This window comes from Exiguobacterium sp. s46, assembly GCF_018618875.1.
GTDB lineage: Bacteria > Bacillota > Bacilli > Exiguobacteriales > Exiguobacteriaceae > Exiguobacterium_A > Exiguobacterium_A abrahamii.
Window position 1 is genome coordinate 1,135,055 of record NZ_JACSMY010000001.1, and the last position, 12,912, is coordinate 1,147,966.

Annotated in this window: 13 protein-coding genes and 1 tRNA gene; all 14 read right to left on the reverse strand. The window is 46.7% G+C overall.

Annotated features, from left to right (window positions below; translation table 11 throughout):
- Positions 1–27 precede the first annotated feature (27 nt).
- Positions 28–795, reverse strand: coding sequence for a transporter substrate-binding domain-containing protein (locus KNQ08_RS06095; protein WP_023468551.1), 768 nt, complete (start codon positions 793–795; stop codon positions 28–30).
- Between the two features lie 202 nt (positions 796–997).
- Positions 998–1,081, reverse strand: a tRNA-Leu gene (locus tag KNQ08_RS06100).
- Between the two features lie 42 nt (positions 1,082–1,123).
- Positions 1,124–2,056 (reverse strand): alpha/beta hydrolase, encoded by a 933-nt coding sequence (locus KNQ08_RS06105; protein WP_055968447.1) that lies wholly within the window; start codon positions 2,054–2,056, stop codon positions 1,124–1,126.
- 21 nt (positions 2,057–2,077) lie between these two features.
- Entirely contained in the window at positions 2,078–2,419 is a 342-nt protein-coding gene (locus KNQ08_RS06110; protein WP_050678281.1) for a hypothetical protein, read from the reverse strand.
- Positions 2,420–2,434: 15 nt separating this feature from the next.
- Positions 2,435–3,445, reverse strand: a complete 1,011-nt coding sequence (locus KNQ08_RS06115) for a S66 family peptidase (protein ID WP_214805108.1) — start codon at positions 3,443–3,445, stop codon at positions 2,435–2,437.
- A gap of 188 nt (positions 3,446–3,633) precedes the next feature.
- Entirely contained in the window at positions 3,634–3,996 is a 363-nt protein-coding gene (locus tag KNQ08_RS06120) for a DUF779 domain-containing protein (RefSeq protein WP_023468555.1), read from the reverse strand.
- A gap of 22 nt (positions 3,997–4,018) precedes the next feature.
- Positions 4,019–5,539: an aldehyde dehydrogenase gene (gene adh / locus KNQ08_RS06125; RefSeq protein WP_055968451.1), complete on the reverse strand. Its 1,521-nt coding sequence runs from the start codon at positions 5,537–5,539 to the stop codon at positions 4,019–4,021.
- A 196-nt stretch (positions 5,540–5,735) separates the two neighbouring features.
- The gene (locus KNQ08_RS06130; protein ID WP_023468557.1) at positions 5,736–6,260 is read right to left on the reverse strand and encodes a TraR/DksA C4-type zinc finger protein; all 525 of its coding nucleotides are present in this window, start codon (positions 6,258–6,260) and stop codon (positions 5,736–5,738) included.
- Between the two features lie 68 nt (positions 6,261–6,328).
- Positions 6,329–7,126, reverse strand: a complete 798-nt coding sequence (locus tag KNQ08_RS06135) for a hypothetical protein (RefSeq protein WP_214728301.1) — start codon at positions 7,124–7,126, stop codon at positions 6,329–6,331.
- 238 nt (positions 7,127–7,364) lie between these two features.
- Complete coding sequence (locus KNQ08_RS06140; protein ID WP_214805110.1) at positions 7,365–8,507, reverse strand: mannitol-1-phosphate 5-dehydrogenase; 1,143 nt, start codon at positions 8,505–8,507, stop codon at positions 7,365–7,367.
- Positions 8,508–8,509: 2 nt separating this feature from the next.
- The gene (locus KNQ08_RS06145; RefSeq protein WP_231884652.1) at positions 8,510–8,947 is read right to left on the reverse strand and encodes a PTS mannitol transporter subunit IIA; all 438 of its coding nucleotides are present in this window, start codon (positions 8,945–8,947) and stop codon (positions 8,510–8,512) included.
- Between the two features lie 34 nt (positions 8,948–8,981).
- On the reverse strand, positions 8,982–10,412 hold the full coding sequence (locus KNQ08_RS06150) for a PTS mannitol transporter subunit IIBC (protein ID WP_050678286.1): 1,431 nt from the start codon (positions 10,410–10,412) through the stop codon (positions 8,982–8,984).
- 192 nt (positions 10,413–10,604) lie between these two features.
- On the reverse strand, positions 10,605–12,617 hold the full coding sequence (locus KNQ08_RS06155) for a BglG family transcription antiterminator (protein WP_064299707.1): 2,013 nt from the start codon (positions 12,615–12,617) through the stop codon (positions 10,605–10,607).
- Positions 12,610–12,903 carry a PTS sugar transporter subunit IIB gene (locus KNQ08_RS06160; RefSeq protein WP_023468563.1) on the reverse strand — a complete coding sequence of 98 codons (294 nt, stop codon included), beginning with the start codon at positions 12,901–12,903 and terminating at the stop codon, positions 12,610–12,612. The genes KNQ08_RS06155 and KNQ08_RS06160 overlap by 8 nt, the downstream gene beginning before the upstream one ends.
- Positions 12,904–12,912 lie beyond the last annotated feature (9 nt).

Genomic DNA, 12,912 nt, shown 5'->3' on the forward strand with positions numbered 1-12,912 from the left:
TATCCCACTCCCTTATCGCCTTGCGACTTATTTCAGATACGTATCAACGATTTTATCGTATTCACCGTTTTCTTTCAGATTCGCAAGTCCTTTGTTGATTTTCTTCATCAGATCCTCGTTCTCACCTTTTAAGACAGCGATTCCGTAGTTGTCCCCGTTGAGACGGTCTCCGACAAGTTTTAATCCAAGGTTTTGTTGTTTGTTGGCATATGAGATGACAGGATAATCTTCAATCAAGGCTGCTGCGTTACCGTTCTTCACTTCTTGGAACATCGCTGGGCTGTCATTGAACTGTGTGACCGTGAAGCCAAGCTTATCTGCGTTATCCGTTGCATATTTCGCACCCGTCGTTCCCTTTTTGACGGCTACTTTTTTCCCTTTTAAATCGTTGACGGATTTAATACCATTCTCATCTTCTTTGACGACTAGAATAAGACCAGCTTTGAAGTATGGATCCGAGAATGTGACGACTTTCTTCCGTTCTGGCGTAATACTCATACCAGCAATGGCAACGTCCAATTGATTTGCTTGAAGTGCCGGAATGATACCGCTAAAGTCCATCGCTTCAAATTGAATCTTGAAGTTCTGATCCTTCGCGATTGCTTTCATGAGATCGATGTCGATTCCTTTGTACGTATCCCCGTCTTTATATTCGAATGGTGGATACGTGACGTCAATGCCGACCTTGTACGTTTTTCCTTCTGACGACTCTTCTTCTTTCGAACCGATGCTACATGCACCAAGTACGAGAACACAGCTCATCAAGAGCGCTAACAAGATACTCCCTTTTTTCATGTTTGTTTCCCCTCTCCTATGTGTTAAAGATTGTTAACTCTACTTAGTACTTTCCCTGAAGAGTACCCTCTTTAAAACGTATTTTACCAGAAAAATTCTAAAAAGATAAACTTTTCTGAATTTTTATTCGTTGTAATCGTTTTCTATTCAGCAACAAAAAAGGAGGCAATCCCTTGCTGGGATTGCCTCCTTCAATCATTTATGCCGCCGAGAGGACTTGAACCTCCACGGTGTTGCCACCACTAGATTCTGAGTCTAGCGCGTCTACCAGTTCCGCCACGACGACGTTGATTTATGATATTAATATAGCGGGTAAAGAACTGAGTTGTCAATCATTTCGCAAGATGTTACGTACGAACTTCTCGACGACATCATCATACAATGCTGGATCCTCAAAATAGGCCATCGCGTGAGCGGCATTCGGAATAACGACGAGCTCTTTTTCCGTCGGACAAGCTTCATACAGCTCATACACCATGTCTGTCGGTACGAATGTATCCGCCCCACCATGGATGAACAAAATCGGTACTTGTGCCTTTTTGACCTGTTTCAGCGCAGATGCTTCACGGAACGTATAACCTGCCTTTAGCTTCGTCAATACACTCGTCATCCCTAAAAACGGGAAGTGAGGTAGACGGTACATCCGCTTCATCTGATACGCAAGGACTGCATTGACGGACGTATAGGCACAATCAGAAATGATTCCTTTGATTTGTGGCGGGAGTTGTTCGCCACTCGTCATCAATACGGTCGCCCCTCCCATCGATACGCCATGCAGGAATAGTTTCGCCTCCTGTCCGATCCGTTCAATCAGATAGTTCGACCAACTGAGACAATCTTCCCGGTCATGCCATCCGAATCCGATATAGTGACCGTCACTCATCCCGTGTCCACGATTATCGGGCATCATGACATGGAAACCGGCCTGATGGTACAGATAGGCGAATCCGGCTAAATCCGTTCCGACGCCTCCGTACCCATGCACGAGAATGACGATCCGATCTGACGGAACAGGTGACGGAAGGAAATGCCCGCGTAACGTTAAGCCGTCTTTCGCTTCAATCTCGATCCGCTCAAGCGGTTGCTCCTTGATCCACGTCTGACCAGGTTGCATCAATCGGACCATCTCGTCACTCAAATCTCGATTATTCGATAAGAATGGCTTTGGATTCGTAGCGATTGCCATCTCATAAAAATAATAACTCGCTGCTACTAATCCGGATCCGATGACTCCGATTCCAATTTTTGTTCTGCGACGCATCTGCCCCACTCCTTCTTTCCGTTATAGCTCGATCTTCAGTTGAGCAGCATGGTCATCCTCTTCATCCTGCAAGACTTGTTGACGTAATCGTTGTTCTTGTTGCTGACGCCGGTAGGCAAATTCCTGGACAAGCTCTGTACCCGTGAATCCATCTTCTACGAGTTCGCTCAATAATTCCGTTTCTGTCTCGACGACCTCCCCCGGACGTCGCATGACGAGAACATCTCCGACTTGTGCAATCAGCAATTCATCTTCTAGACGAAGTGCATCGTAAAATGGTTCAGGTAACGTCATTCGACGTGTCTCAGGATTGATATGGACGCGTTTATAAACGCCTAATGCTTGAAACTTACGACGTGCCATTGCGTGCTCTCCTTTTTAGTTGAACGTAAGATCGATTCGTGAATCTTTCCCTTGAATACGAACCGTCCCCGTCGCTCCATTGATTAACGTCAACTGTGGCGGTTGATGACCGATGTCAAGATCATATAAGACTGGTAAGCCCGTCTCATCCGCGAGATATTGATATACGTCTAGCCATGTCAGATCTTCTATAATCCTTGCAGACGTACGGCCAAATAAAAAGCCAGCCGCATGGTCGAACCACCCAGCATACGCCATTTGTCGCAGCGTCCGGTGTACCTCTGCAGAATTCGCTTCAGACACCTCAAAGTACCAGAGGATCGGTTCTCCGTTGATCTCTTCACGCTGGAAACGCTGCACATCTCCATACGGTGTCCCAATCAGATGGCGAATCGTCTCCAGACACCCACCAAGTAACCGTCCAGTCACTTCTGTTCGCTCATCAAGTGCTTTCCATTCCGTCGCTTCCGTTAGCTGAAATAACGAACCTGTTGGACGTTCTTCATCAGTCCACTCGGGTTGATAACGATCGGAAGCCCATTGTGTGACGGTTCCTCCAGTTGGCGTCGCGAGCACCCGTCGCCAGGCACTTGTCGTCTCGTCCCATTCTTCACTCCGAAGCTCAACGAAATTCGGACCATGTGCTGTCGCGATTCCCGTCTGAAGCGTCAGACTGAGCAATAACGTACTGATATCGGAATAGCCAAGCAACCATTTTGTTTGGTAAGTAGCTAGCGTCAACTCGGGTAAAAGATCAATGGCGCGTTCCCCACCAAATGGCGGGATGACGGCATCAATCGTCTCATCCGTCATCATGTGATTCAATTCCTCCGCCCGTTGTTTGACCGGTGCACTCTCAGCAAGTTGATGCGACCAAATCGTTTCACCTAAACGGACGTGCATTTGCCGTGCTTGTACCTGTTCAACTGCTCGTTCGACCCATTCCTGTTGCTGTTCACGTAATCCGGAGGAGGGCGCCGTCACTCCGATCGTTTGACCTGTCCAACCTAAAAATGGATATTTCATGGTGACCCCCTATAATGTCATAGTGTGAAACTATCTTCTCGTCAAAATATGAGTTCATTATACCGTTCTTATGCCGCATTACCAACTTTTATCCTGTTCGAACGTCGTGATACGAACAAAAAAACACGATTCCGTACGAGCGACCTGAATGAACAAGTCACCTCGACGAAACCGTGTTTGATTTTTCATTAGCTTGATGCTGATAGTTCAGCGTATTCCTCTTGCGTGAACGCACGGGAGCGTGTCAAAAAACGTTTCCCTTCGACACCTTCAAGAGAGAACATTCCGCCTCGACCATCCACGACATCAATGATGAGTTGCGTATGTTTCCAGTACTCATATTGATCTTCATGAATATAAAACGGACAACCACCGATCTCTCCCAGTTTTTTATCCTGATCTCCCAGGAATAGATCACCCTGCGCAAAACACATCGGGGAACTGCCATCGCAACAACCACCAGATTGATGAAACATCAACGGACCGTGTTTTTCTCTCAACTGGTCGATTAACTCTAGACAAGCTGCTGTCGCCTGAACACGTTCCACCATTTGCATCCACGTCCTTTCCGACTTAGAAGAAACCGAGTTTATTCGGGTTATAGCTAACGAGTAGGTTTTTCGTCCGTTGGTAATGGTTGAGCATCATCTTATGATTTTCACGTCCGATACCTGACATTTTGTAACCACCAAACGCCGCGTGAGCTGGATATTGGTGATAACAGTTCGTCCAGACGCGTCCTGCTTCGATCGCACGTCCAAATCGATAAGCACGGTTCATGTCACGTGTCCAGACGCCGGCACCAAGACCATATAACGTATCATTCGCGATTTCGAGTGCTTCTTCTTCCGTCTTGAATGTCGTGACCGATAGGACCGGTCCGAAAATTTCTTCTTGGAAGATTCGCATCTTATTGTGTCCTTTGAAGATCGTTGGTTGGATGTAATATCCTTCTGCGAGATCCCCCTCGAGCATATTACGCTCTCCACCGATGAGACATTCTGCGCCTTCCGACTTACCGATTTCCAGATACGAAAGGATTTTCTCCATCTGTTCGTTCGAAGCTTGAGCCCCCATCATGACGTCCGAATCAAGGGGATTTCCGATCTTGATGGCTTTGACGCGCTCAAGAACACGTTCCATGAACGGTTCGTAAATCGATTCTTGAATCAAGGCACGCGACGGACACGTACAGACTTCCCCTTGGTTCAACGCGAACATCAGTAATCCTTCGATTGCTTTATCGAAGAAAGCATCGTCTGCCTGCATGATATCTTCAAAGAAAATATTCGGTGATTTCCCACCGAGTTCGAGTGTGACTGGAATCAAATTTTGTGATGCGTACTGCATGATCAAACGTCCTGTCGTCGTCTCTCCCGTAAAGGCGATTTTTGCGATTCGTTTGCTTGAAGCGAGCGGTTTTCCTGCCTCGAGACCAAATCCATTGACGATGTTCACGACACCAGGCGGCAATAGATCTTCAACAAGTTCCATGAGCACCATGATGCTCGCTGGTGTTTGTTCTGCTGGTTTTAAGACGACACAGTTTCCTGCTGCAAGAGCCGGTGCCAGCTTCCAGACAGCCATCAGGAGTGGGAAGTTCCATGGAATGATTTGACCAACGACGCCAAGTGGCTCATGGAAGTGGTACGCTACCGTGTCTTGATCAAGTTCGCCGACCGAACCTTCTTGGGCACGGATGACACCGGCGAAATAACGGAAGTGATCGATTGCGAGCGGTAGATCGGCGTTGAGTGTCTCACGGACCGCTTTCCCATTCTCAAGTGTCTCTGCATAAGCGAGCATCTCGAGGTTTTCTTCCATCCGGTTGGCGATTTTATTTAAAATGTTTGAGCGTTCCGTTACAGACGTTTTCCCCCATGCTTCTTTTGCCGCGTGTGCTGCATCAAGAGCCAGTTCGATATCTTCCTTACCGGAACGAGCGACTTGGCACAATACTTTACCAGTGACAGGTGTGACATTATCAAAATATTCTCCCCCGACAGGTGCCGTCCACTTTCCGTTGATGTAATTTTCATACCGTTCCTTGTACTGTACTTTTGACCCTTGCTTGTTCGGAATGTCATAAATCATGCGTTATTTCCTCCCTCAACTAAAATGGTCAAGCAGTGAGACGGATGCTTGTATGCGCTTACATTTTAATATAGGCTAAAACAGCCCCCTCGATACCATCGTACCAAAATTATATGAAAAGTCAAAAAATTCCGGTAACTATTTGTGATTTTTTTCGAGAAAAAAACATCTCCATTTTCGGGAGATGTTTTGCCGGTCAAGACCGTGTCGGGTCAATTCCGTCTTCTTGGTCAGACGGTGTATCGGAACTACCGAAATCACTTACTTTCGAGAATCCATCCGTATCACCGTCGATGTCTTTCCCGCGGGCAGTGACAGATGGATCCAGTACATCTTCTTCACTTGGTCGCGAATTCGGATCGTTCTCATTTTGTTCTGCTTCTTCTTTTGCATGCTCGATACATAATAGCGTTTCCGGAATGATATCAAGACGTTCAATCTCAATCTCTTTTCCACAGACCTTACAAATGCCATACGTTCCGTCCTCGATCGCTTTTAGGGCACGATCCACATCAGAGAGCATATCCTCTTGCATGTCCGTGATCGCTTGATCGCGTTCCCGCAAGAACAATTCATCGCCGGAATCGGCAGGATGATTATCGTAACTCGACAATTCACCTTCATCGTAATCCGTATCGCGTTGTTCGATGTTTGATGTCGTCTTTTCTTTTTCCTTTAATAACCGTTGCTTGAATTCTTCCGTCTGTTGTTTAGATAACATGATTGCTCGACTCCCCTTCGTTAGAACCTCTGTTAAGAATGTAGCCTATTCGAAGAAGAGTTAAACCATCACGAACACTTATAAGAACGAATTGATCCATGAAGATCACAGATGACCGTCATGCATTCATTCCCATCGTTAAAACAAATCTGATGTGATCGTCCGTTCTTAGATGTCGTGATGTCATCAATCCACAGTTGCGAAGCATCTGCCGAAGACAGCATCGCGATTTTGTCACGAATCATGAATAAATCAAACGGTAACAGATTCAAGGATTGAATCGTCAACCCATGTTTACGGAAAAGTGGATCAAGCTGGTATTGCGAAAGACTATACAAACACTTCTCGGCCCCACCGATCAATAACTGTATCGAATGGGAAGGTTCATGACTATCGATGCGCTCTTTATGCAGGATGATTCGCCCTCGAACTCCAGACTCATTGAAAATTCGTTGCGTATCCTCTTGTGACAGGCGTGGTCCGCCTTCCTTGACCTTTAAGACGATGTGAGCGAATTCCGCGAAATCCGGTTTTCCGATTTCAAGCGCTGGGATATGACGGACTTCTTCACGTTCAATGATTTCAATCAAGTCACGCTCGACTTGTACACTGACCGTATCTGTTGAAAAGACACGGACGTCGATCACGAATTGATCAAGTACCGCATTTACTTCGATCGTATACGTCAAATCAAGATTTTTTTCTTGTTCAACCAACAAACGATTCAAGATGAGTTGATGCAATAAATGGACTGGTGTACGTGAAGAAAACTGACTCGAATAAATCAAATGTTTTGGTCCGGTTCCTTTTGTTGCTTTTGGTCGTGCTCCGTTTAATCTATATACGTTCACTTTATAATTCAACATATGATCACCTTCTCTTACCTGAAAAATCGGAATAGAGATGTTCCGTTCATATAGCGTACAATGTATTTTAATCGCTAAATATTCGTTTTCGAATATTCCAAATTTAATATACAAATTGTAATCAAATTGTGATAGAAGAATTTCAAAAACTGGTTATTTCGATGACGATGCGCTACATGTTATTTGAAATACAAAACCACCCTTCACGTGACGTGAAGGGTGGTGCGCACACTTATTCTCAAGCAATCGAATTGACTTGTTGTTGCATCGCTTCATAATGTTCAATGATTCGAGATCCAAGTGAATCCGTTGCTGACAGTTTTAGGTATGCGTTTAACGCATCTTCAATTCCATGTTTCGTGATATACGCATTTAATTCAGAAGATTCTGAATCATTTGGATCGAAATAGGTCAGGGCTGCTGCGATCCCGCGTGCTAATCCATCTGCTTCGATCCCACGCTCCATCAATTCCTTTGCTGGTTTGACGAGTCGGTCACTTGGACTCAGTTTACGAATCGGTGAACGAGCGACACGAATGATTTCATCATGAATTCGCGGGTTTTCAAAGCGTTTCATATTCTTTTGGATATACGCACTATGATCGACCGGATTAAAGCCGTACTTTTCAAGTAACAACCACCCTGTTTCGTAAAGTGCTGTCTGGACACCACGACGGATGCGTGGATCCGTTAAACTTTCAGCGATTGTCTCTTTATGGAATAGTGCTCCGAGATAAGAAGCGATCGCATGTCCCGTGTTGACGGTGAACAGCTTCCGCTCGATGAACGGTTCGATGTTCTCGACATAGGTGACACCTTCGATCCGTGGATAGGCTTCCGGTAGTCCAGTCGTCTCAATCACCCATTCGAAGAATTCTTCCACTTCGACGTACAACGGGTCTTCATGATGCTGAAGCGGCACGATCCGGTCAACCGCTGCATTCGGGAAATACCAATTCTCCGCTACCGGCTGATGTTTCGCCACCTCTGTTTGCAAGTGTTTTGACCCACCAATCATGTTCTCACACGCAATGACATAGACAGGTGTCTGTTGATCACGTTGACGTAACCCTTCCGCGATCAAAGGAGCCACTTTCGACAACAAGCTCGGGCCGACAGCTGTTGTAATCACATCTGCATCGCGAATCGCTGCAATGACTTGATCCGGTTCAGATAAACTGTTGAGTGCTGTCACGCCGTTGACCCGTTCACGTCCTCCTTGTTCAGAGGCATAACCTACTTCGTAGGTTTGTCTCGTTTTTAATGCATCGACGACCGTCGTATTGACATCTACGAAACAGACTTCGTAACCCGTCTTGACGAGTTGTAAGCCGATGAACCCACGTCCGATATTACCGGCACCAAAATGGATGGCTTTCATGCTTACACCTCCGCTGTCAATAAGGCGATGATTTCTTCTTTTGATGTCGCTGCCACGATACGCTCGACGTTCTCCTCATCGGAGCAAATGACCGCGATATTCGAGAGCAACTCGAGATGTTCGTCCCCGACGCCAGCGATACCGATGACGAGTCGTGCTTGTTCCGTTCCGAACGTTACGCCTTGCGGTACTTGTAGAATCGATAGTCCTGTTTTCTTGACCTGCGATTTAGCCGACTCTGTTCCGTGGGGAATCGCGACATGGTTGCCGATGTAGACCGTCGATAAAGCATGACGCTCCTGCATTGAATCGATATAACCCGCTTCGACATACCCGTGATCGACGAGGAGTTGACCGGCAGCCGTAATGGCTGCCGTCTCGTCTGCGAATTGTTGGTCCAATAATACAAGTTCCGGTGAAAGGTTCATTGTCGTTGTCATGTTTATTCCTCCTTGAGTGTCTCTCTCTTTATTTTTAAGAAATCTTATTCCGTGCTGTTTCGATCTCATGGACGAGTTGATCATAATACCCGGCATTTAAGAAATTATCGACTGATCGGTGTTCTGCCGTTGGGACTTGTTCCATTGCTCGCTCCGTCAAATCACGATGCGTGATGATCAGTTCGGCGTTTTGCGGCAGTTGACTGATCGACGTATTCGTCACTTTGATCGGTAAGCCCGCTTTATTGATTTTATTGCGAAGGACAGATGCCCCCATCGCACTCGATCCCATACCAGCGTCACAAGCGAAGATGATATGTTCGACTTCCGCAAGTGGTTTGGCATCAGCTGAAACGAGTGTCGAGGCAATCGATTGTTTGCCTTTCATCGCACTGACGTTCGCGCTTGCTTCTTCAAGGGATGTCTCTTTTGCTTTGCTTGTCTTCAGCAGAACAGTTGAGACAACGAAGGTCACAGATGCTGAAACAAGGACACCGGCGATCAATCCGACGTAAGAACCGCGGGATGCCATTGCAAGAACCGCAATGATACTACCTGGTGAAGCAGGTGCGACTAAACCGACATCAAATAGGACGAATGTGAGGATCCCACTCATACCGCCTGCGATCATCGCAAGCAATAAGACCGGCTTCATCAAGACATACGGGAAGTAAATTTCGTGAATCCCACCGATGAATTGAATGAACGCAGCACCCGGTGCTGTTTTCTTTGCTGCACCAGAACCGAAGAACGAGTAAGCGAGTAACAATCCGAGACCTGGACCTGGGTTGGCTTCGAGTAAGAACAGTACCGATTTTCCTGCTTCATTCACTTGATCGAGACCAAGAGGGCTTAAGATACCGTGGTTGATTGCATTGTTCAAGAATAAAATTTTCGCTGGTTCGATGAACAAACTGGCAAGCGGTAATAAGTGTGCACTGACAATCGCACCAACTGCTGCAGCCATGATGTCGTCAAGACCTGTCATGAGTGGTCCGAACACTTTGAATCCACCGAGCATCAACAAACCACCGATGATTCCGACCGAGAAATTGTTGACGAGCATCTCGAGACCTGGTTTGATTTTTCCTTCGATCAACTGATCGAACTTTTTGATGACGTATCCGCCAAGTGGTCCCATGATCATGGCACCGAGGAACATCGGAATCTCTGTTCCGACGATGACCCCCATCGTCGCGAGCGTCCCGACGACGCCTCCTCTGACGTCATGCATTAATTTCCCGCCCGTGTATCCGATCAGCAACGGTAAAAGATAGGTGATTGTCGGACCGACGAGTTCACCGAGTTCCTTATTTGGTGCCCATCCAGTTGGGATGAACAGTGCCGTGATGATACCCCAGGCGATGAATGCACCGATGTTCGGCATGACCATACCGCTTAAAAAGCTTCCGAACCGTTGAACTTGTACACGGATGCCCCGTGCTCCATTTTGAGCTGTCGCCATTGCGTTAGCCTCCATTTCGTGTATGAGTTGATAAGATGATTGCTTTGCTATAACCTTATTGTAAGAGTACTGCAAGCGCTTACTCAATCTTTCCTAGTTCAGTCTTTGTCCAAGAAGTTGGACAGACTGAAAAGAAGCCTGCTTGATGTGAAAAAATCCCTGTCACTTCAGGAATGGAGTGACAGGGATTTTTCAAGTGTGACCTAGGAATTGATCAATGACCGTTCGAAACGTTCGATTCAAAAGCAGACGAATCGTCTGTTCCTCCCCGAACTCGAATTGATCCATTTGTTCGGGACTCTCGATGATCGCAGCACTGATCGAACTGAGTAATTCAAGCAGTTCGTTCGAGGTCTCTTCCGGTGCGACCAAGACGAGGAGCCGTTCGACGGATTGTAACTGTTGATCCATTCCGAGCAAGTCGATCGGTTCAGGCAATTCAAAGATGAGGAATCCCCCTCGTTGAATCGTCGCATCGCGTCCGTGAAACAGCGCAAGCCGCGTTCCCGGAATACCAAGACCTGACATCTCATGACGACGTAGCAATTGTCCAGAGAGCGAAACAGCTGACTTCGCCAATCCTTGCTCGACCATGCGTGTACTGATCTCAAACAAGAGCGATTCAATCCCATCGCCCACGCGCTCTAACCGTTCCATTCGGAATCCGTCCGATACTTGAATGGACGATGCAACGAGCCGATGCAATTGCTCAAGATCGAGCCATTCCGTTTTTGTCTTTCGCGGTGCCGGTTGAAAGGATTTAGGCAAGGCGAGAATTAATTTCCGAATCCGTTCGACCTCATCCTGAGGAAGCAACGGGTTGACGAGAAGATGTGGTGGACGAATGTCAGGCAACGGTACAGTCGACAATACAAAGTCGTACGAATCGATTGGTAACCGTTCGATGCCAAACAAGGACGAGTTATCGATGTGCTCGAGTTCAGCGAATTCTTGCCGTAGCCGATTCATCAACAACTTAGAGGAACCGAGTCCAGCAGAGCAGACGACTAGAACACGATATGGGAGTTTTGGTGTCGGTTTGCTGAGAACGGCACCGAAATGCATGACCCAAAATGCTAAATCTACGTCTTCAAATGTCGCATCGGTGAAGATCGACAGTGCTGCTTGTTTGACCGCATCAAACAAGCGCGGATATTCCCGTTCGATTTGTTTGATGACATAGGACGGATTGACGCTATTTTGACGTGTGTACGATTGAATATGCGAGACGAGTCCGCGTTCTAGCGCATGATCCTTCGTAAAGTTCGTTCCATATAATAAGGAGACATGCTCAATCAATCGTTTTACACGAAGGCGCGTGACGAGTTCTTCCGTATCTCCTGCGTCCGATTGAAAGAAAGCACGCAATTCTTCTGATAACCATTGGCGTTCGGCAATCGACAACGTGTCAGGTAATCGCTCTTCGACGCGTTCCACCCATTTGAGGATTTCGACCGGATACGCTTTTAACTCGTAACGCATCGGAAACTGATCTTTGCGTAACGCTTGTAAAGCTAAGCTGAGTGTCGCACGCATGATTTGTCGGTCATTGAGACGCCCTTCTTTCGTCAATGGCGCTATGACCGCGTACGCTTGATTGATCATCTCAAGCCAGGATGTTCGATTCATGCGTAACAGATGAGGTAATTGCCCGGCGTCGCCTTGTAACAAGCGATAGAAAGCGAGAACATCCCATTGCGTAAAGATCAATGAAATCAGTAAACGGCGTTTGTTGATTTCTTCGCCGATGACTTCGGCACCAATACCTTTTTTGCGCTTGATTTCAAGGTCATATTGTAGAAACCACTCATCAATCCGCTCTAAATCCTGGCTAACCGTGCTCGGAGCCACATACATCGCATGGGCGATCGCCTGTAATTTGACCATCCCTTCTTCTTGTAGTAGCCGATACGCTAACTCGACTTGGCGATCTTCAGCGTTCGGTAATTGTTTATGTGACAACAAGAGTTGGTCCCGTAATGCATGTTTGGCTTCGTCCGTTCCCTCAATTAAGAGACCTCTGCCGCGAACATATGTCAAACGCAAATCATGATCTTCTAAAGACTGGGCAAGACGATCGCGTTCACGTTGAATCGTTCGTTCCGATGTCTCGAGCGTTTCCGCAATCTCTTGTATTTGAACAGGTTCCTCACGTGATAAGAGGAAAAATAAGATATCATGTTCCCGTGGTGTAAATTCAGTCATGCAGCCTCACTCTTTTCTGCCAAGATTCGAGGATGACGTCATATGCAGTCGGATCAAGAATCCGATCGACTGGATGAACCGAACAATGTGTTTTCCATACGTGTCGATGGACGAGTTGCGTTTCTCCGACGATAAAAGCTGCTTGATCAGGTAGTTCTGCGATCCGACATGTCTTGACGTCTGTCGTAATACCGCATTCAAGTAAGCGCTTTCTTAAAATCGTAGCCCCCATGATACTACTCGCCATTCCACTCTCGCATACGAAATAGATGATTTCTGAATTCATCTGTCATAC